This is a genomic window from Kurthia massiliensis (assembly GCF_000285555.1).
Taxonomy (GTDB): Bacteria; Bacillota; Bacilli; order Bacillales_A; family Planococcaceae; genus Kurthia; species Kurthia massiliensis.
Genome location: NZ_HE610997.1, coordinates 197237 through 221682, shown reverse-complemented (window position 1 = coordinate 221682; position 24446 = coordinate 197237). Strand labels below are relative to the sequence as shown.

27 protein-coding genes are annotated in these 24446 nt (G+C 39.1%); 24 read left to right on the top strand and 3 right to left on the bottom strand.

Annotation, left to right across the window (positions count from 1 at the left end; translation table 11 throughout):
* The first annotated feature begins 65 nt into the window (after positions 1–65).
* The 7 genes from KMHG_RS05440 (at position 66) to KMHG_RS05410 (ending at position 5935) form a co-directional block, all read left to right on the top strand.
* Positions 66–860 carry a YitT family protein gene (locus KMHG_RS05440; protein WP_044504474.1) on the top strand — a complete coding sequence of 265 codons (795 nt, stop codon included), beginning with the start codon at positions 66–68 and terminating at the stop codon, positions 858–860.
* 68 nt (positions 861–928) lie between these two features.
* Positions 929–1783, top strand: a complete 855-nt coding sequence (locus KMHG_RS05435; protein ID WP_010287684.1) for a tetratricopeptide repeat protein — start codon at positions 929–931, stop codon at positions 1781–1783.
* A gap of 99 nt (positions 1784–1882) precedes the next feature.
* Positions 1883–2143: a hypothetical protein gene (locus tag KMHG_RS05430; protein ID WP_010287682.1), complete on the top strand. Its 261-nt coding sequence runs from the start codon at positions 1883–1885 to the stop codon at positions 2141–2143.
* Between the two features lie 347 nt (positions 2144–2490).
* Positions 2491–3591, top strand: a complete 1101-nt coding sequence (gene proB / locus KMHG_RS05425) for a glutamate 5-kinase (protein WP_010287680.1) — start codon at positions 2491–2493, stop codon at positions 3589–3591.
* Positions 3592–3593: 2 nt separating this feature from the next.
* Positions 3594–4841 carry a glutamate-5-semialdehyde dehydrogenase gene (locus KMHG_RS05420; protein WP_010287678.1) on the top strand — a complete coding sequence of 416 codons (1248 nt, stop codon included), beginning with the start codon at positions 3594–3596 and terminating at the stop codon, positions 4839–4841.
* Between the two features lie 64 nt (positions 4842–4905).
* Positions 4906–5343, top strand: a complete 438-nt coding sequence (locus tag KMHG_RS05415; protein ID WP_010287675.1) for an SRPBCC family protein — start codon at positions 4906–4908, stop codon at positions 5341–5343.
* Positions 5344–5413: 70 nt separating this feature from the next.
* Positions 5414–5935 (top strand): tubby C-terminal domain-like protein, encoded by a 522-nt coding sequence (locus KMHG_RS05410; protein WP_010287673.1) that lies wholly within the window; start codon positions 5414–5416, stop codon positions 5933–5935.
* A 48-nt stretch (positions 5936–5983) separates the two neighbouring features.
* Here the strand turns inward: KMHG_RS05410 and KMHG_RS05405 are convergent, their stop codons facing one another.
* Complete coding sequence (locus KMHG_RS05405; protein ID WP_010287672.1) at positions 5984–6385, bottom strand: hypothetical protein; 402 nt, start codon at positions 6383–6385, stop codon at positions 5984–5986.
* Between the two features lie 173 nt (positions 6386–6558).
* On the opposite strand from KMHG_RS05405, the gene KMHG_RS05400 reads away from it, so the two are divergent.
* From KMHG_RS05400 to KMHG_RS05360, 9 genes are all read left to right on the top strand, one after another.
* On the top strand, positions 6559–8454 hold the full coding sequence (locus KMHG_RS05400) for an LTA synthase family protein (protein ID WP_010287671.1): 1896 nt from the start codon (positions 6559–6561) through the stop codon (positions 8452–8454).
* Between the two features lie 125 nt (positions 8455–8579).
* Positions 8580–9617, top strand: coding sequence for an LCP family protein (locus tag KMHG_RS05395; protein WP_010287670.1), 1038 nt, complete (start codon positions 8580–8582; stop codon positions 9615–9617).
* A gap of 134 nt (positions 9618–9751) precedes the next feature.
* Positions 9752–10150 (top strand): hypothetical protein, encoded by a 399-nt coding sequence (locus KMHG_RS05390; RefSeq protein WP_010287668.1) that lies wholly within the window; start codon positions 9752–9754, stop codon positions 10148–10150.
* A 65-nt stretch (positions 10151–10215) separates the two neighbouring features.
* The gene (locus KMHG_RS05385; RefSeq protein ID WP_010287667.1) at positions 10216–10446 is read left to right on the top strand and encodes a hypothetical protein; all 231 of its coding nucleotides are present in this window, start codon (positions 10216–10218) and stop codon (positions 10444–10446) included.
* A gap of 12 nt (positions 10447–10458) precedes the next feature.
* The gene (locus KMHG_RS05380; protein ID WP_010287665.1) at positions 10459–11460 is read left to right on the top strand and encodes a YdcF family protein; all 1002 of its coding nucleotides are present in this window, start codon (positions 10459–10461) and stop codon (positions 11458–11460) included.
* Between the two features lie 62 nt (positions 11461–11522).
* Entirely contained in the window at positions 11523–12350 is an 828-nt protein-coding gene (locus tag KMHG_RS05375; protein ID WP_010287663.1) for a Cof-type HAD-IIB family hydrolase, read from the top strand.
* On the top strand, positions 12351–13157 hold the full coding sequence (locus KMHG_RS05370) for a hypothetical protein (RefSeq protein ID WP_010287660.1): 807 nt from the start codon (positions 12351–12353) through the stop codon (positions 13155–13157).
* A 33-nt stretch (positions 13158–13190) separates the two neighbouring features.
* Complete coding sequence (locus tag KMHG_RS05365) at positions 13191–13670, top strand: GNAT family N-acetyltransferase (RefSeq protein WP_010287659.1); 480 nt, start codon at positions 13191–13193, stop codon at positions 13668–13670.
* 184 nt (positions 13671–13854) lie between these two features.
* Positions 13855–14088, top strand: coding sequence for a DUF896 domain-containing protein (locus tag KMHG_RS05360; RefSeq protein WP_010287658.1), 234 nt, complete (start codon positions 13855–13857; stop codon positions 14086–14088).
* 69 nt (positions 14089–14157) lie between these two features.
* Here KMHG_RS05360 and KMHG_RS05355 read toward each other — a convergent pair whose 3' ends face one another.
* On the bottom strand, positions 14158–14955 hold the full coding sequence (locus tag KMHG_RS05355; RefSeq protein ID WP_010287657.1) for an enoyl-CoA hydratase/isomerase family protein: 798 nt from the start codon (positions 14953–14955) through the stop codon (positions 14158–14160).
* A 196-nt stretch (positions 14956–15151) separates the two neighbouring features.
* On the opposite strand from KMHG_RS05355, the gene KMHG_RS05350 reads away from it, so the two are divergent.
* Positions 15152–15712: a hypothetical protein gene (locus KMHG_RS05350; RefSeq protein ID WP_010287656.1), complete on the top strand. Its 561-nt coding sequence runs from the start codon at positions 15152–15154 to the stop codon at positions 15710–15712.
* A 14-nt stretch (positions 15713–15726) separates the two neighbouring features.
* Positions 15727–16368, top strand: a complete 642-nt coding sequence (gene trhA / locus KMHG_RS05345) for a PAQR family membrane homeostasis protein TrhA (RefSeq protein ID WP_010287655.1) — start codon at positions 15727–15729, stop codon at positions 16366–16368.
* Positions 16369–16401: 33 nt separating this feature from the next.
* Here the strand turns inward: trhA and KMHG_RS05340 are convergent, their stop codons facing one another.
* On the bottom strand, positions 16402–16596 hold the full coding sequence (locus tag KMHG_RS05340) for a hypothetical protein (protein WP_010287653.1): 195 nt from the start codon (positions 16594–16596) through the stop codon (positions 16402–16404).
* Between the two features lie 403 nt (positions 16597–16999).
* On the opposite strand from KMHG_RS05340, the gene KMHG_RS05335 reads away from it, so the two are divergent.
* From KMHG_RS05335 to KMHG_RS05310, 6 genes are all read left to right on the top strand, one after another.
* On the top strand, positions 17000–17776 hold the full coding sequence (locus tag KMHG_RS05335) for an alpha/beta hydrolase (RefSeq protein WP_010287652.1): 777 nt from the start codon (positions 17000–17002) through the stop codon (positions 17774–17776).
* 130 nt (positions 17777–17906) lie between these two features.
* Positions 17907–18323 carry a PaaI family thioesterase gene (locus KMHG_RS05330; protein ID WP_010287650.1) on the top strand — a complete coding sequence of 139 codons (417 nt, stop codon included), beginning with the start codon at positions 17907–17909 and terminating at the stop codon, positions 18321–18323.
* 131 nt (positions 18324–18454) lie between these two features.
* Positions 18455–19798, top strand: coding sequence for a sodium-dependent transporter (locus KMHG_RS05325; RefSeq protein WP_010287647.1), 1344 nt, complete (start codon positions 18455–18457; stop codon positions 19796–19798).
* A gap of 111 nt (positions 19799–19909) precedes the next feature.
* Positions 19910–21061, top strand: coding sequence for an exonuclease SbcCD subunit D (locus tag KMHG_RS05320; RefSeq protein ID WP_010287646.1), 1152 nt, complete (start codon positions 19910–19912; stop codon positions 21059–21061).
* Positions 21061–24126 carry an AAA family ATPase gene (locus KMHG_RS05315; RefSeq protein ID WP_010287644.1) on the top strand — a complete coding sequence of 1022 codons (3066 nt, stop codon included), beginning with the start codon at positions 21061–21063 and terminating at the stop codon, positions 24124–24126. The genes KMHG_RS05320 and KMHG_RS05315 overlap by 1 nt, the downstream gene beginning before the upstream one ends.
* A gap of 91 nt (positions 24127–24217) precedes the next feature.
* Positions 24218–24409 (top strand): hypothetical protein, encoded by a 192-nt coding sequence (locus tag KMHG_RS05310; protein WP_010287643.1) that lies wholly within the window; start codon positions 24218–24220, stop codon positions 24407–24409.
* Positions 24410–24446 lie beyond the last annotated feature (37 nt).

Here is a 24446-nt window from a genome sequence, read left to right as displayed (position 1 = left end):
TACGTTGAAAATTGTATTTGAACGTAAAAGGGGATAGTGAATTGCAACATTTACGAAATGTCGGCATGATTATTGTAGGTTCAGTCGTGATTGCGCTTGCATATAACTTTTTATTAATTCCGCACAATATTTTAAGTGGTGGTGTGAGCGGGATCGCAATGATGTTAGGGATTATCACACCATTTGATACAGGGGTTTTAAACTTTTTACTTAACTTACCATTATTAATTTTAGGGGTATGGAAGTTAGGAAAACAATTTATTACGTATACGATTATTTCCGTTATCGCATTGTCAGTAAGTTTAACATTGATTCCAGTTGAACAGTTTACACATGATGCGATTTTATCAGGTGTGTTCGGTGGTGTTATTGCCGGTGTCGGTGTCGGTATTATTTTTAAAGCGTCAGGTTCATCAGGCGGTTTTGATATCGTTGCGATGCTTATGGCAAAACGTAGCAACTTCCCAGTAGGAACGATTATTTCTGCGCTAAACGCAGTAGTCGTTGTGATCTCTGGATTTATTTTCGGCTGGGATGCAGCGCTCAATACACTTGTGAGCATTTATGCAACAGGGAAAGTCATTGATTTAATCCATACAAATCATATTAAATTAACGGTGACAATCATTACTGCAAAAGGTGACGAAGTAAAAGATGCATTACTTGCGAGTCTTTACCGAGGCTTAACGATTTCAGAAGGTAAAGGTGGCTATACAGGCGAACGTCGTGACATCGTCATGATCGTCATTACGCGTTACCAATTAAACGAAGTAAAATCAATTGCAAAACATATTGACCCACATGCATTTATTAATATTACACAAACGGTTGAAGTAGCCGGAAACTTTGATCGTGGCTAATGGAAAGCGCTCTTGAAAAAGGGCGCTTTTTGTTATAATAAAAATAATCGAAGTAAGGGGTTTTGAATATGAACAATATGAAACAATTTTTAGTAGATAGCATCTCACTTGATTTTGCTGAAAAAATGACGCAATTATCACCTACAGTGCAACAACAAGTGACATTAAAATTAGCCGAAATGTACATGTTATTCGGCGAGATACAAAAAGCACACGATTTAGCAGTGACGTTACGCGACACGACAGCACAATTACTACGTGCAGATGTTTATGCTGCAAAAGGCGATACGACACAAGCAGCGTATACGTATTTTAAAACATTTGCTGAGGAGCAATCACCAGACGTATATCGTCGACTATCGGCATTGTTTGAAAAAATGGCGCTTGCAGACGATGCGGCTTATTATGCGCAACTCGCTGAAAAACTTACAGCTTATCGTGCACTAACAGCGTTACAACAAGATGACGCTGCCTTAGAACAAGCCGCACAAATGATTGCACATCCACAAAGTTTTGACGGCTGGCTGCAATCAGTTATTCGTCTGAATGAAGAAGAAATGGCTACGTATGCTGAACAAGCTGTTGCTCCGATTATTGAAGAAAAAAGACCTGTGCGTAAACCGACACTACAAGTAACGGCTGCAAAACGTGTACAACCTGTAGTACCACCGCAACCTGTCACAGGACCAGCAGAAGAAGTATTTGAAGACGACATGTCGTTGCCAGTCGCACCGTCTGTTGTACAGCCACCAATGACCCAACAAGTAACACCGTCACAACAGCAACCGTCGCCATATGTAGATCCTGCGACGTTTATCGCAATGCAAGAAGCGGCGCGTACCGAAGAAGTACAAAAGGAACAATCAGAAGATGATTTAAATGATTTTGAAAGCATGTATTTCGGGGAAATGTATGATGATTAACCTAGATATATAAGCTGTAAAAAAGAGACATATGACCTCGCTATCGAAGCACCTAAAAGGGTATTTAATTAGAACAACTCTTACTTGGAGGTGTTCAACATGATTATATGGCCCATTTTTATCGGTATGATCATTGGATTCATTGTGTTGCACATCACAATTACGTTTAGAGATCGAGATAAAAAATTTACGATTGTGCGCATACCGGGGTTACTACTTGCACTTGCAGGCGTTAGTTGCATCGTATTCGGCGCGTTAAACTATACGTTCGTCGGCAAATCCATTTTATTTTTAGGTGTCGCATTTATCGCTTTCGCGGCGATGTCGATTGCTTCTTCACGTGCGATGCATCAAGTATAAGAAAGGGGATTTCCACCTCTTTCTTTTTATTTTTCCGATAAATTAACAGAATATATTGACAAGAAAGGTTTTTTCGTTCATTATAAAAGCAAATATAAGCGTAAGAAAGACTAGTACATAAGTGACATGCACGGATAGAGAACGTTCCTCATCGGCTGGAAGGGAACGACGTCGCGGCTTATCGGAACCTACTTTCTAGCTCCTATGCAAACATAGGCGCAGCCTCAAGCGTTATGAGAAGAGCGGAATATAGCCCGAGCTATATTCAACTAAGGTGGTACCGCGAATGAGCCCTTTTCGTCCTTAAATTATAGGATGAGAAGGGCTATTTTAATGGAGTGAATGAAATGGAACAAAAAAGAATTGTCGTAAAAATTGGCAGTAGTAGTTTAACAAATGCAAAAGGTGAAATTGATGACGTCAAAGTAGCCGATCATTTAGGGGCCATCGCTGCACTAAAATTAGCAGGGCATGAAGTCATCCTCGTGTCTTCTGGTGCGGTCGCGTGTGGGTTTAAAAAGCTCGGTTATCCATCACGTCCAGTCACACTAAAAGGAAAGCAAGCAGCGGCCGCTGTCGGTCAAAGCTTACTCGTGCAAAAATATACTGAAGTGCTAGCAACATATGATATTACACCTGCGCAAGTATTATTAACACGTAGTGACTTTTCGAAAAAAGATCGTTATCAAAATGCGTACGAAACGTTTGAAGAATTGTTAGAACGCGGCATTTTACCGATTATTAATGAAAATGATACCGTATCGGTACAAGAGTTAACATTCGGTGATAACGATATGTTATCAGCGCTCGTCAGTGGACTCGTTCATGCAGAACAGCTCATTATTTTAACGGATATTAACGGCCTTTATTCAGATAATCCGAAAAAAAATCCAGATGCGATTCACTTTAGTCATCTCACTGAAATTACTGATGAATTGCTAGGGTTTGCAACGGCAGAAGGTTCAAAAGTCGGCACAGGTGGTATGCAATCAAAATTGCTCGCTGCGAAGACAGCTTATGACTTAGGTGTTAACGTGTTTATTGGCCGAGGCGAAGGGAAACATAAATTACTAGATGTGCTTGCAGGGCGAGGCGATGGTACATATATTGAAAAGCAACATCCAGCCGTCGTTTCTAGTAAAAAACAGTGGATTTCCCTATTTTCAGCAGTAAGCGGCCGTATTTACATTGACCAAGGTGCAGCAGATGCATTGTTGCATAAAGGGAAAAGTTTATTACCAGCTGGCGTTTATATCGTACAAGGCGATTTTTCAACGGGTGATGTCGTCGAAGTATATCAAGAACGTCAATTAATCGGTCGTGGTGAAGTATTATATGATTCAGATACATTAAAAGCGGTGATGGGCAAACGTACCGATGAAATTACCGGCAATTCAGTCGTCGTTATTCATCGAGATCGTTTCGTACAAACAGAAAGGGTGGATTAAATATGTCAGAAGTACACGAAAAAGGATTGATTGCAAAGCAAGCGAGCTATGCGATGAACGAACGTACAACAGTAGAAAAAAACGAAGCATTGCGTTTAATTGCAGCGCAACTTGTAGAAGATGCCGTTTATATTATTGATGAAAACAACAAAGATTTAGAAGTAGGACAAGAAGTCGGATTATCACAATCTGTGATGGACCGTATTTTATTAACAGAAGATCGTATTACAGCAATGCACGATGCGATTTTACAACTCGTTGCATTACCTGACCCAGTCGGCGAAGTGCTAGAAACGATTGATAAAGAAAATGGCTTGCACATTGAAAAGCGTCGCGTGCCACTCGGTGTTATTGCGATGATTTATGAAGCGCGTCCAAATGTGACTGTTGATGCAGCAACATTAGCAATTAAAACAGGTAATGCCGTTATTTTACGTGGCTCTTCATCTGCGAAATTTTCAAATATCGCCATCATGGCTTCGATTCATAAAGCGTTAGAAAAATCAGCATTACCAGTAGATGCGGTTCAGTTGATCGAAGACACAAGTCGCGAGACAGCGAGTGACTTATTCAATTTAACACAATATATCGATGTTCTCATTCCTCGTGGTGGCAAAGCGTTTATTGAGCATGTGATTCGTGAAGCGAGCGTGCCTGTACTTGAAACAGGTGCGGGTAACTGCCATATTTTCATTGATGAAGATGCCGATGTTGACATGACGTTTAATATTATTAAAAATGCAAAATTACAGCGTCCTTCTGTTTGCAACGCGGTTGAAAGTTTACTTGTCGAGCAAAAATGGTTCAATGAAAATGGCCAACAGCTCGTCGATATGCTATTAGCTGAAAATATCGTCGTTCACGGTGATGCACTCGTACAAGCGTTAAATCCAGAAACTATTCGTCTTGCGACAGAAGAAGACTGGGGTGAAGAATATTTAGCAGAAGAATTATCTGTTAAAGTTGTGGGAACTCTTGATGAAGCTGTGCGTCATATTAATACGTATGGCACAAAGCACTCAGAAGCAATCATCACACCACATTCAGAGCGCGCACGTCGTTTCCAACATAACGTCGATGCCGCCGCGGTGTATCATAATGCTTCAACGCGCTTTACAGATGGTTTCGAATTTGGCTATGGTGCTGAAATTGGCATTAGTACACAAAAATTACATGCGCGTGGACCAATGGGTTTACCCGCATTAACATCTACAAAAGTGTACATTGAAGGTACAGGTCAAGTCCGTTAACGTTCGCCAAATAAAAACTTTATTGATATAATAAATGTAAATTAGAGAGAAAGAGTGATGTGACGTGGCAGCAACAACTTATAAAACAAATATCCCAGTAGAACAAGCAAAAGTATGGGCTTTCGTATCCGATATCGAAAAATGGGCACGCTTAGTTCCTGGCTATCGTAAACACGAAATGAAATCAGATAAACAATCTGTATGGACTTTCGGTGGTACGGTTGCAGGTATGACAAAAATGGTCGATGCACAAGTCGATATTACAGAATGGAACGAACCATCAAAAATCGGTTTTGAATTACAAGGTTTAAGCGATAAGTTCACAGGCGCAGGCTATTTCGAAGCAAATGCGATTAGCGCAAACGAAACAGAAATGGTTATGCATCTTGAAGTGAAAGCTGGCGGTGTTGCTGGCGTAGCATTAAATCCTATTTTCAAACTTGCTTTACCGACAGCTGCTGAAAAATTAGGCAGTCGCGTCGTCGCACAAATTAAGAAGTAGTTTATAAAGAGCCTTTTCCGTTGGCGGAGAAGGCTCTTTTTTTGTATAGTGATGTGTAGGAGGAACGAATATGAAGCAATTTTTTTATACACATCCGAACACGATTACTGAAACGCCTGAAGTATTTATTAAAAATGATGAAGGTCGTAACGTCGGAACGTGTCAACGCATTTATGCAAATGGACTTACGCGCTTTTTAGATAAAATGATGGACTATAAATATTTCGTGAAATATGAGTCACATATTGAAAATGAACCACTCGCCAGTTGTCGAAAAATTTCACGTAAAGGCCGCGTCTTTTATCGTGCAGAAATGGATGGTCAAACGTTTGAAATTGGCTATATCGGTTGGCGCGATTTAATACCGGATTTACAAATTTCTAACGGTCAAACGACGATGATATTACACAAAGAACATGAAGGCTTCTCAGAGTTTGAATGGGAAGGAACGACATATGCGCGTTGGCAAGCGACATATGATGAAGCGAAAGATGTGTTTCATATTGAACTACAAATCGAATGCATCGCGCCGATTCAAAACCCAGCATTTTATTTAGCGATTGCACAAACGACATTATTTATTGGTGGATAAACAAAAAACGGAAGCCGGCACGATGCGACTTCCGTTTTTCTATCAATATTAAAATAAAATTGGTTTTTCATTTGAGATAATTTTAAAGTAAATACCAGGTACTTCCTTAGCGATTTTTTCTTTTAATTCATCTAAATTAATGACCGCTTGTGTTTCAATCAATTGCGCGATATGCTCTAATAAATGATCAAAAGCGCTTGTGAATAAGTTGCGCATGCTATCGAAATCTAAGCTACGGAAGCTACCGTTAATATCGAAAGCTTCGATTGAATTTAATTGTTTAGATGCACCTGCAAAGCGATCATCGTACACTGTGTAATTTTCATCTGTTACAGCGATGATGAATAATTCCTCACCTGTAATCGTTTGTAATTGTAAGTTGTTTTTATGTTTTTTTACGTCAACAATAATATGTATGCCGTCCGCGTGTTTCATTTTAAATAAATACATGAAATCTTCCTCCCTTTTATGACATCATTTATATCGGCATAAAATCATAATAGTTTGACCATTTCTAAAAATTTCATGATGAAGGGAGGATGAAATTTTTCAGAAAGACATAGTATGACGAATTATAGGAGCCTAGCGCTTACGAAAATGCATAGAAAGTAGGGATGCGACAAATGGATGTTCAAAAATGGCCACGCCATACGTTATTAATCATTGCGATTGTAGCGACATGGTTACAAACGTATTGTGCTTATCGTACCGCATTTGATTTAAAAATTGAAAATGTCTTACAACAAGTGATTTTATTGTTAAATCCACTTGCCGCTTTACTATTTATATACGGTTTGGCGCTCTTCTTCAAACGAGCGAAAGGCCGCAATATGTATATTGTCACGGTGACGATTATTTTATCAATCGTACTATATGGAAATATTGTATTTTATCGCTTTTATAATGACTTTGTGACATTACCCGTGTTATTTCAAACGAAAAACTTTGGCGATTTAGGCGGTTCTGTCGCGGGTCTAGTAAGCTTTTATGATATCGGCTACTTTTTAAATGTGATCTTCGTACTAGCCGCATTAAAATGGCTGCCTGCTGCAAAGCAATTCACATATATGGCGAGCAATCGGCGTCATACATATTTTGCATTAGCGTTTGCGATGTTATTTTTAAATTTAGGGCTTTCTGAAAAAGAACGTCCTCAATTGTTAACACGTAGCTTTGACCGCGAAGTATTAGTGAAAAATCTCGGCACATTTAATTATCATTTATACGATGTGTATGTACAATCTAAAACACATGCGCAAAAAGCGTTCGCTGATGGGAGCGCGTTAACGACAATTGTGAACGATGCAAAATCGAATGAAGCACCACCGAACGAACAATTTTACGGTGTAGCAAAAGGGAAAAATGTCATTATCATTTCGCTAGAATCGATGCAAAATTTTGTCATTGGGGAGCAAATGAATGGACAGACAATTACACCATTTTTAAATGAGTTAACGAAAGATCCTGATACATTGTATTTTGATAACTTTTATCACCAAACAGGTTTAGGGAAAACGTCAGATGCAGAATTTATTGTCGAAAATTCTTTATATGGTATCGGTGGCGGTGCTGTATTTTTCACGAACGCGGGAAATACATTCCACTCATTATCAGAACGTTTAGGGGAGAACGGTTATTCAACAAACGTTTTCCATTCGAACAATAAATCGTTTTGGAATCGTGATTTAATGTATCAAGCGTTACACATCGACACGTTTCATGATGTACAATCATACGATGTAAATGCCGCTAATTCGGTAAACTGGGGATTAAAAGATATTCCATTTATGAAGCAGTCCGTCGCGCAAATGAAAGAGCTGCCACAACCATTTTCAGCACGTATGCTAACATTGACGAACCATTTCCCATTTACGTCTGATGAAAAAGATCAATTCATTGATGCGTATGATTCAGGTGATAAAACGGTTGATCGTTATTTCCAAACGGTTCGCTATACGGATGAAGCTGTAAAAGTATTATTTAAAAAGTTAAAACAAGCTGGTTTATACGATGATACCGTAATTGTGATGTACGGCGATCATTACGGTATTTCTGAAAACCATAATAAAGCGATGATGAAGTTTTTAAATAAAGAAGATATTACGCCGTATGATACAGCGATGCTACAAGAAGTGCCATTTTTCATTCACGTGCCAAATTCAAATATTCAACAACAAGTTGGCAAAAAAGTACACGAAGTGGCAGGGCAATTGGACATTCGTCCGACAGTGCTTCACTTATTAGGCATTCCGACAACGCATGATATTCAAATCGGAACAGATTTACTATCGCCAAAACACGATGATTTAATCGCATTTCGTGATGGTCGTTTCGTAAATAATGAAGTTGTTTATGCGAACGAAACGTTTTATGATCGTCAAACAGGAGATGTGTTAGTAGAATATGATGGCGCTGCATTAATTGAACAAGCAACAATGAAAACAGCAACTTCTGATAAAATTATTAACGGAGATCTTTTCCGTTTTTATGATGAAAAGACAGGAAATATTCAAGAATAATGAAAAAAATCGGTATTTATAATGATAAATACCGATTTTTTTTGAATTTTAGCAACTTTTATCGTATATTTACGTTTAAAATGTAGATATGTGGACGCAGAAACATAAAGAAGGAGCTTAGCTACATGGACGAACAGAAAAAACAGCAACCTCAGAAGAAAAAGCGGCACCTATTTCGCTGGCTCGTACGAACGCTTATGTTTCTCATCGTAATGGCACTATTTACTGTTGGTGGATATGCTTATTATTTGTATGAAACGAGTAAAGAAACCGTCGAGCAATCTTATGACTCATTACGAGACGTGAAATCAACTATGCGTGATGAACAAGTCGAACCGTTAGAAGATAATTTATCGATATTAATCGTCGGCATTGATGATAGCGAAGAACGCGCACAAGGGTCTACACATGCTCGTTCAGATGCATTAATGGTCGCAACATTAAATAATGAAGATAAAACGATCGAACTGTTAAGTATTCCACGAGATTCTTATACGTTTATTCCGAGTGTCCATTATGCGACGAAAATTAATCATGCACATGCATTCGGAGGCATCGACAGTACAATCGAAACAGTACAAAATTTATTGAACATTCCGATTGATTACTACGTAGAAGTAAACTTCAATGCATTTATTGATGTTGTAGATGCATTAGATGGTATTACAGTAGATGTACCATATGATTTACATGAATTAGATGAGTACGACAAACGTACAGTTGATTTAACAGCGGGTACACAACAACTGACAGGACGTGAAGCGTTAGCGTTAGCGCGTACACGTCATCAAGACAGTGATATTGAACGTGGAAAACGTCAACAAATGATTTTAGAAGCGATTGTCAATAAAGCGACATCAACGACATCTCTAACGAAATATAGTGAAATGATTACAGCGCTCGGGGATAACATGACGACGAATATGTCATTTGACACGATGAAATCATTATTCGCCTATATGAAAAATGGTGAACCTGAAATGACGAGTTTAGCTTTAGAAGGTTATGATGATATGTCAACAGGGGTTTACTATTACAAATTGCAACAAGAAAGTGTGTTATCAGTTCGTCAATCATTACAACGTCAGCTTGGCTTACCAGTCGATACAGACATTAATACGGATAACACATATTTAAGTTCACATGTAGAAACAGCACAATAAAAAGAGTGGTGAGGAAACAACCTTACCACTCTTTTTGTTTTTAAATATAACAGCACGATAATCTATATTAAATTAAAAAGTCGCCAGTAGCATAAACACAACACGTCTGATATGCTTAAAATAGGGGGTGTAACATGGCCATTTTAAAAGAAGCAATCGTATACATACTCGTATTAGCTGTTTTATTACGAGATAGTTTTCACGACTGGTCGCTATGGGCATCATTGCCACAAGGACCATTTTATGTCGTGATCGTCGTGCTATTATTGATTTGTTTTTATCCGACGAAAAAGCTTTCACTGATGAAAAACTTTTGGATGCAACTACGTGTCATCGTCTTCACATTAGCGGTGATTATTTTATTACCGTCTTTTGGTGGACAATCGCATATCGGATTAGATGTACGTCAGCCAGTATTTATAATGGTAATCGTCTTAAGTTTTTTCCAATTATCGATGCAACATAAACGTGCAAAGCAGCAGCTAGCGCGTGAAAAAGAAATCGCTGAACAGTTACAACAGCAAAAAAAATAACGAAAGGGGCATTCGCATATAGTGGATTGCTCTTTTTACGTTTGAAATGAATGGAGGTGGGTTATATGCACTATATGAACGTCATTGATTTTGCATGGAATGGCCAAACACTCTTTATCGAGTTTAATGGCTACGATGCAGAAAAAGATACACGCTTCAACGGAATGGTACGTGTCGTGAGTGGTACACCGTACGGGGATATGATTCATCCGTCGCGTAGTTCATTATCAGAAGCGTGTCGTCAATATGTGGTAGAGACGCTTGAAGCGCGCATCGCACGTGGCGATTTTGACTAAGGAGGAATGCTTATGATTTGGTTTGCGGTTGCGATGCTTGTTGTATTAGGGCTGTTATATTGGCTTGCACCACGTTCATTTTTTAACGTGTACGTATGCGGGTTCGTATTTGGATTATTCGGCCTGTTAGGCATGATTTACATATTACCGGATATTACGAGTGAGACAGAAATCGTTTCAAGATTTTATATCATTTTATTTTTTGCAATTATTCCACTGATTTTATGTGCACTTAGTATACTAACGTTTTTCAACGGGAAAATTTTGTTGGAAAAAGAAGGGCGTCGTCCGAAAAACTTATTGTTTAGCGCAATCGGCGTCGTCATTATCGGAATGGTCATTTGGTATTTAATGCTGCATCGTTTTTCAACGGCATCAGAGGTCGTTTTTGTCTATGCAGTCGGCGTTGTTGGCTACTTTTTATATTTGTTTACGAGTACAACGCTCTACGCCATTTTGTATCATTATCGTCCGATTTTATACAAACCCGACTACATTATCGTACTCGGTTCAGGACTGATTGGAAAAAAAGTACCGCCATTATTAGCGAGTCGTATTAATAAAGCTGTCGACGTATGGCGTGAGCATCGTTCAGCGACAATTATTATGTCGGGTGGTCAAGGTGCAGATGAGTTAATGTCTGAAGCAGAAGCGATGCGTGATTATGCATTAGCACATCATTCAGATATTGATCCTTCACAAATTTTAGTGGAAAATCAATCGACAACGACATATGAAAATTTCTTACTATCTAAACAGCTCATCGAACAACGAACGAAAATATATCGTGCTGTATTTGTGACGAATAATTTCCACGTATTCCGCGCAAGCCTTTATGCCCGTAAATTAAAAGTGAAGGCACAAGGTGTTGGTTCAAAAACAGCGACGTATTATTTAGCAAATGCGTTTACGCGCGAATATATCGCATTACTCGTCATGACGAAATGGATTCACATCGTGCTAATGGGACTGTGGACGATTATTTGTTTATTTTTATTACGCGCATATTTATAACGAAACGAGACGGGCGACTGTCTCGTTTTTTGGTACAATGGAATGAAGAAAAGAGGGGTTTTATGGAACAAATACAACTAATCGCATTAGATATGGATGGTACGACGTTACGTCCAGATTTATCATTATCAAAACAGACGATAGAAACGATTCAGCAAGTTGTTGCGAGAGGGGTTGCCGTAACAATTTGTACAGGACGTACATTAGATGAACTGAAATGGGAATTAAGCGAACTGCCGTTTGTCCCATATGTTATTACAGGAAATGGTTCTGCTGCTTGGCGTACAGCAGACCAACAATCTTTATACGAAGATGCATTAACGGTTGAAGAAACGAATAAAATTTTAAATATTTTAAAGCCGTATGATATGCGCATCGAAATTTATCATGGGGGCAAAGTATATATTGAGCAACACGTCTATGACGATATCGAACATTACGGTGCAACAGCATTTCCTGACTTTATTCGGGAAACACGTACAACGGTACCGGACATTTATGCATTTTATGAATCATTACAACAACCGATTGATAAATTCAATTTATTTTTCAAAACGCCAGCAGAGCGCCAGACAGCATGGGACGCCTGTGCCGCTGCTGGATATAATGTGACAAGTTCATTTTTGCAAAACATGGAAGTGAATTCGAAAACAGCGAATAAAGGCAATGCGTTAAAACATTTAGCACAAGTATTAAATATTCCGAATCGCGCCGTGATGGCAGTCGGCGATCAATTAAATGATGTGTCGATGTTAACGTATGCAGGGATACCTGTTGCGATGGGCAATGCGGTGCCAGAAGTGAAAGATTTGGCCGTATATATTACGAAGTCAAATGCAGAAGATGGCGTCGCATTTGCGTTAGATCACTACGTATTAGGAGGCGCGTAAATGAAAGTCATCTCGTTAAGTGGGGCAAGTGGCACAGGGAAAAGTACGGCTGCTTTGTCTTATGCATTCACACATAGTATCGATGCGTTAATTGATGATGGCTTATTGATCGTTGACGGTAAACGATGCGCAGGTACGTCGGCTAAATTTGAAAAAAGTGCGTTGAAAGCTGTACGACGTGCGATCTTTACCGATGATGCACATCGTGATGAAGTCGTAGAAGCGATGAACATCGAGCGTCCATCTTCATTACTGATTATCGGTACTTCTGATAAAATGACGTCTAAAATTGCTATGCGCTTAGGGTTAACGATTGACGAACGCATTTATATTGAAGACGTCGCATCTGAGGCACAAATCAAACTTGCCCGATTTATGCGTAAACATGAAGGGCAACATACGATGCCGTTACCGATGCAACAAGTCGAACAAAATTTCTTTAGACGTTTAATTCGACGCGGTATGGAAATTGTATCGCCAAAGCGTGATAAAATTGGCGAGACAACAATTGTATTACCCGATTTCCACGATGACGTCGTGCAAATTTCCGTAAAAGATATGATGGACGTTTTAAAAGAGGCGATTGAAGCGGAAGAGACGTTAGCAGTGAAAAAAATGCATTTAACGTTGCAACCATTGCCAGCGCTAGACGTACAAGTCGTCTTGAAAATGATGTCATTACACGTACAAAAAAATCCGTTAGAACATGCGCAACGCATCATCATTGATACGTTTACTAAACGCTATGATTTACAGTTTGGTCAAATTCGTATAAAAGTCGTCGGCGTAGAATTAGTAGACGCTTAAGCTTAAGTAGGAAGAATAAAAGCAGTAGAATGAATGATTCGACAAGCACAATTGAAAGATTTAGCACGTATTATGGAAATTGAACGTGCAGGTTTTACCGAAACGGAAGCAGCGAGTGAAGCATCTATGAAAGAACGTATTGAAAAAATTGCAGATACATTTTTTGTCGTCGAAGAAGCGGGAGAAGTCCGTGCTTTTTGTGTCGGTAATGTTATGCCACAACGTTATATTACGGACGATTTGTTTGAAACGTTATCGGCCAATACACGAACAGGTGGACATCAAAGTATTTTGAGCATTGCCGTTCACCCAGATGATCGCGGGCGAGGATATGGCACGCAATTATTAAATGCAATGGAAGCGGTAGCGCGACAAGCGCAACGTGAAACGGTTACGTTAACGTGCAAAGCGCCACTCATTTCATATTATGAAGCGCACGGTTATATGAATGAAGGTGCTTCGACATCGACGCACGGTGGAGAGTCATGGTTTAACCTTGTAAAACCTTTATAGTCCAGTCTCAAAGATACCTTATAAGAGGTATCTTTTTTTGTTGTCAGACGCCTAAATATGGTATTTAAACAAAATACTAGATTTTTTTTACGTTCTATTGTATAGTTAGTTCAACATCAAATATCTCGAAAGAAAAATACTTGAATTAAAGATAAATGATGAATCTAACAAACGAGGTGGCAAAATGATTTCAATCTTACCACGTATTAACGAATTAGCAGCAAAACAAAAAGCGGGCACATTAACTGCAGTAGAAGCCGCTGAACAAATTGTGCTACGCAAACAATATTTAGGTGAATTCCGTGCACAAGCGCATGGCATTATTACGAACGTAAAAGTATTAGACCCTAACGGCACAGACGTGACACCACAACAAGTCATTGATGCGAAAAACAAACGTTTAGCCGATGAACAATAAATGATATAAAAAAAGAGCCACTCCGATAAAGGAGAGCTCTTTTTTAATGCCTTAAAAGTAAGGCAGTCTTTACTTTTTTACGACACGTTTAAATTCAGCTGGACGTTTTTCAACGAAGGCGCGTACACCTTCTGCGAAATCTGCGCCGACAAAAGGTGTCGTACCTTCCCAAAGTTGAGGTGTTGAATCGACACATTCTTGTACCGACGTTTTTACTGCTAATAAAGAAGCTGGTGACATCGATGCGACTAATTTACCGACGCGAATTGCATAACGATCTAATTGGTCAGAAGTCGTCGTATAATTTAACATGCCTAAACGATAAGCATCATCTGTTTTTAACATACGGCCTGTATAAACTAAATCTTTCGCCATGCTAGGACCAATCAGTGATACGAGACGTTGGGCAAATTGGTTATTTAATGTAATACCTAATTTGCCGACTGGAATGCCAAGTTTTGCTTTTTCAGAGCCAATGCGTAAATCGCAAGCAAGTGCTAATTCTAACCCTGCGCCCATTGCAGGTCCATTGATAACAGCAATTGTTGGAATTGGTAATCGTTCAATCGTTGAAATCGTACGCTCCATATCGACGAAAGCCGCTTCCGCTTTTTCAAGTGAAATCGCGTTAAACTCTTTAATATCAGAGCCTGCTGTAAAGCTTTCACCGTAACCGCGAATCATCAACACTTTATTTTTTGGATTTTCAAGTGTTTGTAAGGCGATAGCGCGAAGTTGTTGCCACATATTCGCTGTTAACGCATTTTTCGCTTGGGGACGACGAATCGTAATAATCACCAACCCGGCTGTTTCTTGATAAACAATTTTTGCATCTTCTTTTTCTAAATGTGTAGTTGATACTTTCATTTCTGAAATCCCCCTCTGAAGTATACTGGTTCTATTATATAACAGTTCACGCTGCTATCGTGATGAAATGTTTGAATTAACTGATAAATGTTATATTTGCGAAAATTATTGTTGTTTTCAGTAGTCGAAAAGAGGCGAAAGGTTTAAAATATAGAAAATAGAAAGTAAAAATGATAGTGGTTTTGGAGTGAATGACATGATGGGTGTTATGATTGGCATCGTCGTACTCATCGTTATTGGTGTAAGTATGACAAAGCGTAGTAAAAGTAACCAATTGAAAGACGACCCAGTAACGAGAAAATTTCAGCAAATGGAGGAGCGTTTATGGCATAGCTATGTGGCGTTTTCAATTGCGAAACAAAATGAAATTTATGCGCTCTTTCTTGATGAAGAAGGCAGACAACATGTGTTAGAGACGAAACAATTGCCGGAAGATCTGGTGGAAGCGATTCGTTTATTTCATGAAGAACTAAACGAAGAGTTAGCAGAGATGAAGCAATTGCTCGCACAAACAGAAGCAATCGATCAACCAATCGCTGAGGCGTATATCGCTTATTTAGAAGCGCGTAATATTTTTCTCAATAAAGAATGGGGATATACACGCGCAATTTTAAAACAAGACGAAGCGGCGATTACCGCGACAAGGTTGTATCGCCAAGCGCGTATCCAGCAAACGGCAGCATATGAAACGTTTGCGCAAATGATCATCGCACGGGCGAAAAAGTTAAAAGTAAAAACACACTTTAAATTGCTTTAAAGGAAGTGACGCAGATGTTTTTAGAACGGGTAAAGCGAAAAACACGTGAACAACAAATTGCTGAAAAACAGTGGAATGCTTATACGCATGCTGTCGCCCTCATCATCGCGATTCCAATGACGTATTTTTTACTACAAAAATCGTCGCAACCAGTAGAATACATAAGCTATACATTATTTATGGGGTCGATGATATTATCGTTTGCGACATCAACTATTTTTCATACGTCCATGTCTAAGTGGCGTGAATTTTTTAGAAGGTTAGATCATTCAGCGATTTATATGTTAATCGTTGGCACGTATGCACCGATGATGTTAATTGCTGTCGGTGGCAAGTTCGGTATCGTCATGTTTACGCTCGTTTTTATCTTGGGCTTATGCGGCATTTTTTTGAAAATGCGTTACTATAAGCAGATTCAACGTATTTCGATTCGTTTATATATCGCACTCGGGTGGTTGATGACAGTAGCAATCGTACCAATTTATCATCACGTCCATTGGCAAGGAATGATTTGGATTGCGGTGAGCGCACTTTGCTTTATGAGTGGCGTCTATTTCTTTAAAGAAACGAAATTGTTATTTAGCCATACAGTGTGGCATATGTTCGTACTATTCGGTGCGGTTGCTATGTATATATGTATTTATTTATATGTATGAAAAAAGGACGAAGCGCGCTTCGTCCTTTTTGTATTATTGATATTCGTTTTCTAATTGAGCTAGGCGAGCGCGAATGTCTGCAATATTTGCTTTCACTGTCGCGTCAGCTTGTTTTTTAAATTGTTTCTCATATACTTTTTCAGATTTTGATAATGCCATCGCCGTCACGACGCCTGTTAAGACGATGCCCCCCGCTGCAAGTAGCAGTTTTTTTGTATCTTGTGCCATATGTTTCACTCCCTCTTCTTTTTATAATAAGCGCTTTTTTTCGAAAGCGCAAAAGAGATTGTATATATCAAAAATAGATGGATAAATCGAATTTTGCGAATGAATTCATCTCAAATAGATATTGACGAATTTTCTGAATTTAACGATAAAACAAAAAGATTGTGAAAAGGTTCACGAACCGTTGATATGACTGCATTTTGCTTATGCTTGAAGGTATCGTAATCATTACAAAAATGCATAAGTATTTTAAGGTTTATATAGTGTACATTATCGAAGAAAGGTGTTAGAGTGTATGTAGCTTAAAGTTGTGTACAAAATTTGTGCAACTTATTTATAAAAAAAATTATTTGTTACTATAAAGAATTGACATATTAAACGGATTATTATAAAGGAGACGTTTTAGATGAAACTACTAGCACCTCAACCATTTACATTAGAAGGTGGTAAACGCGCCGTATTATTATTGCATGGCTTCACTGGAAGCACGAAAGATGTTAAAAAACTTGGCCAATATTTAAATAAACGCGGTTACACATGTCACGCTCCAATGTATCGTGGTCATGGTGTCGATCCAGAAGAGATTTTACGTTATGGCGCTAAGTATTGGTGGGAAGATGTAACGCGTGGTTACATGCATTTAAAAGACTTAGGATATGAAGAAATCGCTGTTGCGGGTATTTCTCTAGGTGGTGTTTTTACGTTAAAAGTAGGCGCTGAGTTTCCGGTAAAAGGTGTTGTCGCAATGTGCGCACCGATTAAACGTCGTTCTAAAGAAGGTTTATTTGAACGTCTTTACAAATATGCTGAAGTTTACAAACGCTTAGAAGGTAAGCCAGATGCACAAATTCAAATGGAGTTAGACGAGTTAGAAATGATGGATCGTCACGCTTTATATGAAGTGCAAAAAATGATTGAACATACGAGCGATGAAATTGAAGATATTCAAACACCAACACTTGTATTACAAGGCAAACTAGATGATGATTTATATCAACAAAGTGCTCCTTATATTTATGAAACAGTTGAAACAGATGATAAAGAATTAATTTGGTATCAAAATTCTGGTCACATCATTACGTTAGGTAAAGAACGTGAAAAAGTATTCCAAGATACTGCTGAATTCCTTGATACGTTAGAATGGTCAGTAGCATTAGAACAAAAACAAGTTGCTGCACTATAATCAAAGAGAGGAAGAGTCACGTCATGTGGCTCTTCTTTTTTTGTTGAAATATGAATATCTATTCATTTTGCGTGCATTTTTGATTTTTCGAGCATATAATGAATAAAACGAGCGTTAAGGGGGATTTGTGATGGCGACAATTCAAGATGTGATTGATGGGAAAGTAGCAATTCCAGAATGTGAGCGTTTATTAGGTGTAAAAGTAATCGGTGGAGATATGGAAACGAGTGAAGTTATTTGTGAATGGACTGTGCAACCACAACATTTAAATCGTACAGGTATCGCACTTGGCGGTTTTACAGCAGCGGTGGCAGATGTTGCAGTCGGTTATGCTGGCGCGATTTTAATGGAAGAAGGCTATACGTTTACGAGCGTCAATTTAGTGACAACGTTCCATAAACCGATTCATCTCGGAACGGCGATTTTTACAGCGCGCATTAAACGACGTGGTCGCACGATGCTATATGGAGAAGTTGAGATTACGCAAAATGGAAAACTTGTTGGTGACGTTGTGACATCACTTATGACGTTTCAGATACGAGAATAAAATACTGAAAAACACTGCTTTTACGTCCTAGAGATGATAAAATAGGGATATTCGTTTGGCTATTAGGAGAGCCTAGTAGAGTAAGACGAATGCGGGGTTTCCCGTTCAGAGCAGAGTTTGGAGGAGTTTTTATGCAACAAAAAGGTCAATGGTCGACGAAGCTCGGCTTTATATTGGCGTCTGCCGGTGCCGCAATTGGGCTCGGCGCAATTTGGAAAATGCCATACGTAACCGGACAAAACGGCGGTGGCGCATTCTTTTTACTATTTGTGATTTTCACATTATTAATTGGTTTACCGATGTTAATTTCTGAATTTATTATCGGTCGTAGTACACAAAAAGAAGCGATTTCTGCTTATAAAAAATTAGCACCAAAATCACTATGGGTATGGATTGGGAAGCTCGGCGTTGTCGGCTGTTTCTTATTACTATCATTTTATAGTGTTGTCGGCGGCTGGATTTTAGTTTATACGCTAAAAGCGCTTGCCGGAAATGCTATCGTATCCAATATCCCACCAGATGTCATGTTTGGTCAAACGGTCGGTAGTGCAAGTATGACGATGTTAGGCATTGCACTATTCACGTTATTAAATGTGATCGTTATTGCGTTAGGTGTACAAAATGGGATTGAAAAAGCGAATAAATATATGATGCCATTGTTATTTGTGTTTTTCATTATTTTAGTCGTTCGTTCATTAACGTTAGACGGTTCAATGGAAGGCGTGAAGTTCTTCTTACAACCAGATTTCTCTAAAATTACCGGAGAAGGTGTGCTATATGCACTCGGTCAATCTTTCTTTGCTTTAGCCGTTGGATTTTCATGTATGGTCACATATAGTTCTTACTTGAAAAAAGAAGAGAGCTTACCGTACTCAGCTGGCTCTGTTGTCATAATGAACATTTTTGTTTCATTGTTAGCAGGTTTAGCGATTTTCCCAGCGGTGTTTGCGGCAGGATTAGAACCGACATCTGGCCCAGGATTATTGTTTATCGTCTTGCCAACTGTTTTTGGTCATTTACCGTTCGGTGAAGTATTTTTTGCGATTTTCTTACTGCTATTTTTATTTGCAACGTTAACATCATCGTTTAGCTTATACGAAATTATCGTTGCAGCGGTAGAAGCGAAAATTCCAAATGCGCGTCGTAAAATTACAATTTGTTTAGGCGTTATCGTATTGCTTGCGTCAATTCCGGCCGCATTATCATCATCGACATTAAGTGATGTAACGATTTTCGATAAAACGATTTTTGATGCGACGGATTATTTAGTAAGTAATATTATGTTACCGCTTGGCAACTTATTAATTGCGATCTTTATCGTGCATAAAGTAGATCAAAAAATCGTGTCGACAGAATTTTTCAGTGGTAGTCACATTTCACCGATTTATTATCGCGTATGGCGTACATTAATGGTGTATGTCGTACCAGTCGTCATTGCGATTGTTTTAATTTACACATCTTATTTATCACAATAAGTAAAAGAGGTATTATGTTTCGGCATAATATCTCTTTTTTGTCGTTTTGACATTATGCGAGATGATGTACGTCTTGTTATAATAGGAACAAATATTCGAGGAGGGAACGATATGAAAATTTTACATACAGCCGATTGGCATTTAGGGAAGCTCGTACAAGGCGTTTATATGACAGAAGATCAACGTTATATTTTGACGCAATTGATAGAGGCGATTGATACGCATCAACCAGATGTGCTTGTCATTGCAGGTGACTTATATGACCGTTCTGTGCCACCGACAGAAGCGATTCAATTATTAGATGAAACGTTCCAAACGATTATTTATGAGAAACATATACCGATACTTGCGATTGCCGGAAATCACGATGGCGCGAGTCGCATTGACTTTGGGACATCGTTAATGGCAGCAAGTGGCTTACATATGGTTGGGAAATGGACGAAAGAGACGCAACCCGTGATTTTATCAGATGATGATGGAGAGGTTCATTTTTGGCTCGTGCCATTTATGGACCCATCAGAAGTACGCTTTTTATTTGAAGATGACGACATTCGCACGCATCAGCAAGCGATGGAGAAAATCGTTGCGCACATTCATGATCGACAGGATCCGAATGCACGACATGTGTTTGTCGGTCATGCATTTGTCACAAAGGGAGGCGAACCAGCAGAAAAAGATAGTGACGGTGAACGTCCGTTATCAATCGGTGGTTCAGAATGCATTGATGCGGCGTTGTTTGACACATTTGATTATGCGGCTTTCGGACATTTACACGGGGCGCATTTCGTCGGTCATGAGCATATTCGTTATTCTGGTTCGCCGTTACGTTATTCTATTTCTGAAGAAAAACAACAAAAAGGCTATTTAATCGTAGATGTGACAGATTCGACTGTTTCTGTCGAAAAACATTTATTAACACCGAAGCGTAAGATGCGACGTATTCAAGCTTACATGGCAGATATTTTGCAACAAGAACCGTGTGAAGATTACGTATTTGTGACGTTGCTAGACGAACAGCCGATTTTATCGCCAATGGAAAAAATTCGTAGCGTCTATCCAAATGCGATGCATGTAGAAAGACAAACGATTGTTCATACGACGAGTGACACGACGAAAGCTTCTCGTCGCCAAATGGACGACCGCGCGTTATTCGCTGCTTTTTATGAAGAAATGACGACAAAACAGCCGTCTGAAAATGCGCTGTCTTTATTTGAAGAATTGTTAAATGAACAATTACACGATGAACGTGAGGAGGATCGTTAATGCAACCATTACAATTAAAACTAACGGCATTCGGCCCGTATAAACAGTGTGAAGTCATTGATTTTCGTCAGCTTGGTGATCAAAAATTATTCGTCATTTCAGGAACGACCGGCGCTGGGAAAACGACGATTTTTGATGGCATTTTTTATGCACTATACGGTAGCGCAAGTGGTGAAGATCGTAGTGAAGTGAAAAATTTACGAAGTCATTTTGCAGACGATACTACACCGACATCTGTTGATTTATTGTTTGAGATGCGCGGTCATACATACCGTGTATATCGACAATTGCCATACAAAAAAGCAGGTAATAAATCGGAAACACCGGGGAAAGTCGAGTTATATGAAATAATTGATGGTGTAGAAACACCGATTGTCGATCAACAAAAAGCGACAGACGTATCAGAAAAAATTAAAACGCTGCTCGGCTTGACGAAAGAACAATTTAAACAAATCGTCATGTTGCCACAAGGTGAGTTTCAAAAGTTGTTAACGTCCGATACAGCAAATAAAGAAGATATTTTGCGTAAAATTTTTAAAACGTCGAAGTATGATGATATGGTGGCACGTTTAAAAGAAAAGCGTAATGCTGCCCAACAATCACTTTCAGAAGCACAAAGTTTACAACAGCATTTTATTCGTTCAATCGAACAAAATTTACCACCACGTGCAGAAAGTGCGCTATTTTCGTATATCCAATCGCCGTACATTGCGACGAAACAGTTGATGCAGCATTTATTAGCAGAACAATCGTTTTATGAAGAAACGCTACCGGCCCAACAACAGCAATACGAACAAGCATCGACCGCTTATGCATCATTACGAGATGAACGTACGAAGAGCCAACAGTTCAATGAGATGCTAGCACATTACGAAACGTTAAAAGCGACGAAGCAACAATTACAACAACAACAGCAACAAATCGAACTGTTGAAAGTGCAACGTGCCGAGGCAGAATATGCCCAAACGTTAGCACCGTACGATGAGCAATATCGTTCGGCTCGTGCAACATGCCAACAATTACAACAGCAACATGCAAATTATGTACAAGCGTTCGAAAAAGCAGAACAAGCATTAACCGACGCTAAAAAAATTGTTGTACAAGCGACAACAGCATATGAAAAACGTACGACGATTGAAGCAGACATTCAACGTTGGCAACCGTTGTTACCGATGTATGAACGTGTTGAAACGTTAAAAAAACAAGCGCGACAATTAGCAGAAACACGTCAGCGCGAGACGGAAAATGCGACAGCCATTGCGCAACAATATGATACAACACGTGAACAATATATGGCGCAAAAAGAACGATATGAACAATTGACAGTGGCTGTGCAACAATTGCCAACGGTACAACAGCAATTATTTGAAGAACAAAAGAAATTAGATGTGTATACAGAATACGTGCGTGCGATACAACAAGCACAACATTGTACAGAGCAAGTAAACGAAACATCAGCAGCACTTAAAGTTGCGCAACAACGATACGAACAATTACGTACACAGTGGCTTGCTAATCAAGCATATGTATTAGCCCAAGAATTAGTCGACGGTGAACCTTGTCCTGTTTGTGGTGGCGTGGATCATCAACGACACGCCGTTGCTGAAAGTGCGCTTGAAGATGGTGCACTGGAAGCGGCCCGTCAACAGTTAGATGAAGTACAGCGCGCCTATTATCGTGCTGATAGTACACATCAAACGACACAACAAACCGTAGCGCAATTACAACAACAAGCACAGGCGCTCGCAATCGATGTGGAACATTATTCAGAAGAAGCACTTCAGACGTTAAAACGCCAATACGAAACATTACGAGCGCAACAACAAACTGCGCAACAATTATATCAATCACTTAAAACGCAAGAACAAATGGTTCGTCAATTAGAAGCGCAACGCGAACAAGCTATACGCGCACAGCAAGAAGCGACGCAACAATACGCACAAAATGATGTGCTATTAGCTGAACAATTAAAACAATTACCGTCAGCGTTTGAAACGAAGGCATCACTTGAACAAGCCATTAACGAACGGATTCATGAAAAACAACGATTAGAGCAACAATATGAAACTGCACGTGTAAATGCATCAGAAGCGGAAAAAATGTGGAGTATTGCACAAAACAATGTGAAACATAGTGAAGCACAATTAACAAAAGCGACGCATACAAAAGAAACGCTAGAAGCACAATTTAAAGAACGCGTATTAGAACGTTTTGTCGATGGTGCACATTACCAACAAGCGCAGCAACGTATTTCGCAATTAACACAACTGACGCATCAAATTGATCAATACAACCAACAATGTTATGCGAATGAGCAAGCACTTGCGACATATGCACATCTTGAAGGTAAACAGCCGATTGATGTGACGATGATTGAAAAACAATTACAGGAAGCAAAAATAAAGTATGAAACATTGCTTGCACAATACGAACAGACGAAGCGACATATGACAACAGCTGGGCAAATGTTAAAAGAAATTGGTCAAAATGCGGCACGTATCGAACAACTAGAAGCGCGTGCTGCTGAAGTCATTGCTTTATATGATATGTTACGTGGTCAAAATGATCGTAAAATTTCATTTGAACGCTATTTACAAATTGAATATTTAGAGCAAATTATCGAAGCGGCGAACGAACGATTACGCCCGCTTTCTAACGGACAATTTTTATTACGTCGTAGTGAACGTTTAGAAACACGCGGGAAGCAAAGTGGTCTCGGTTTAGATATTTATGATGCTTACACGGGGCAAACACGCGACGTGAAAACGATGTCAGGTGGCGAAAAATTTAATGCTGCGCTTTGTTTAGCACTCGGCATTAGTGATATTATTCAAAGCTACAGTGGACAAATCGACATTAATACGATGTTTATCGATGAAGGTTTTGGAACATTAGATGACGAAGCGTTAGCTAAAGCGATTGATACGCTCGTTGAATTGCAAAAATCAGGTCGAATGATAGGGGTTATTTCCCACGTTTCAGGTTTGAAAGAAGCAATTCCAGCTGTATTAGAAGTAAAAAAACAACGTGAAGGTTATAGTCACGCTGTATTTAAAGTAAAATAGTTCTGCGTTGACGTGTGCATAACATATCCGTAACATAGACAACATATGTGAGGACATCATATATGGACACTGACAATGAGGAGAGGGCATCATGAAACGACATGTATATATCGCTGTACTGAGTGTATGGTTTGGCGCATTCACGATAATGAGTCAACCCGCATTCGCAGCAACGACAGCAATTGAACAAACAAATTACGATAAAATTTACTTCGGTCTAATGGTCTTTTTCATTATTTTGGCGTTATTCACGTTTAGAATGAAGCCATCTAATAAAAAATAAAAAAAGAGTGCCGCTATTCATTCAAGGTAGCGGCGCT

Coding starts and splice junctions, on each gene's coding strand:
- KMHG_RS05440 (WP_044504474.1), top strand. CDS start 66: ATGATTATTGTAGGTTCAGTCGTGATTGCGCTTGCATATAACTTTTTA.
- KMHG_RS05435 (WP_010287684.1), top strand. CDS start 929: ATGAACAATATGAAACAATTTTTAGTAGATAGCATCTCACTTGATTTT.
- KMHG_RS05430 (WP_010287682.1), top strand. CDS start 1,883: ATGATTATATGGCCCATTTTTATCGGTATGATCATTGGATTCATTGTG.
- proB (WP_010287680.1), top strand. CDS start 2,491: ATGGAACAAAAAAGAATTGTCGTAAAAATTGGCAGTAGTAGTTTAACA.
- KMHG_RS05420 (WP_010287678.1), top strand. CDS start 3,594: ATGTCAGAAGTACACGAAAAAGGATTGATTGCAAAGCAAGCGAGCTAT.
- KMHG_RS05410 (WP_010287673.1), top strand. CDS start 5,414: ATGAAGCAATTTTTTTATACACATCCGAACACGATTACTGAAACGCCT.
- KMHG_RS05405 (WP_010287672.1), bottom strand. CDS start 6,385: ATGTATTTATTTAAAATGAAACACGCGGACGGCATACATATTATTGTT.
- KMHG_RS05400 (WP_010287671.1), top strand. CDS start 6,559: ATGGATGTTCAAAAATGGCCACGCCATACGTTATTAATCATTGCGATT.
- KMHG_RS05395 (WP_010287670.1), top strand. CDS start 8,580: ATGGACGAACAGAAAAAACAGCAACCTCAGAAGAAAAAGCGGCACCTA.
- KMHG_RS05390 (WP_010287668.1), top strand. CDS start 9,752: ATGGCCATTTTAAAAGAAGCAATCGTATACATACTCGTATTAGCTGTT.
- KMHG_RS05385 (WP_010287667.1), top strand. CDS start 10,216: ATGCACTATATGAACGTCATTGATTTTGCATGGAATGGCCAAACACTC.
- KMHG_RS05380 (WP_010287665.1), top strand. CDS start 10,459: ATGATTTGGTTTGCGGTTGCGATGCTTGTTGTATTAGGGCTGTTATAT.
- KMHG_RS05375 (WP_010287663.1), top strand. CDS start 11,523: ATGGAACAAATACAACTAATCGCATTAGATATGGATGGTACGACGTTA.
- KMHG_RS05370 (WP_010287660.1), top strand. CDS start 12,351: ATGAAAGTCATCTCGTTAAGTGGGGCAAGTGGCACAGGGAAAAGTACG.
- KMHG_RS05365 (WP_010287659.1), top strand. CDS start 13,191: ATGATTCGACAAGCACAATTGAAAGATTTAGCACGTATTATGGAAATT.
- KMHG_RS05360 (WP_010287658.1), top strand. CDS start 13,855: ATGATTTCAATCTTACCACGTATTAACGAATTAGCAGCAAAACAAAAA.
- KMHG_RS05355 (WP_010287657.1), bottom strand. CDS start 14,955: ATGAAAGTATCAACTACACATTTAGAAAAAGAAGATGCAAAAATTGTT.
- KMHG_RS05350 (WP_010287656.1), top strand. CDS start 15,152: ATGATGGGTGTTATGATTGGCATCGTCGTACTCATCGTTATTGGTGTA.
- trhA (WP_010287655.1), top strand. CDS start 15,727: ATGTTTTTAGAACGGGTAAAGCGAAAAACACGTGAACAACAAATTGCT.
- KMHG_RS05340 (WP_010287653.1), bottom strand. CDS start 16,596: ATGGCACAAGATACAAAAAAACTGCTACTTGCAGCGGGGGGCATCGTC.
- KMHG_RS05335 (WP_010287652.1), top strand. CDS start 17,000: ATGAAACTACTAGCACCTCAACCATTTACATTAGAAGGTGGTAAACGC.
- KMHG_RS05330 (WP_010287650.1), top strand. CDS start 17,907: ATGGCGACAATTCAAGATGTGATTGATGGGAAAGTAGCAATTCCAGAA.
- KMHG_RS05325 (WP_010287647.1), top strand. CDS start 18,455: ATGCAACAAAAAGGTCAATGGTCGACGAAGCTCGGCTTTATATTGGCG.
- KMHG_RS05320 (WP_010287646.1), top strand. CDS start 19,910: ATGAAAATTTTACATACAGCCGATTGGCATTTAGGGAAGCTCGTACAA.
- KMHG_RS05315 (WP_010287644.1), top strand. CDS start 21,061: ATGCAACCATTACAATTAAAACTAACGGCATTCGGCCCGTATAAACAG.
- KMHG_RS05310 (WP_010287643.1), top strand. CDS start 24,218: ATGAAACGACATGTATATATCGCTGTACTGAGTGTATGGTTTGGCGCA.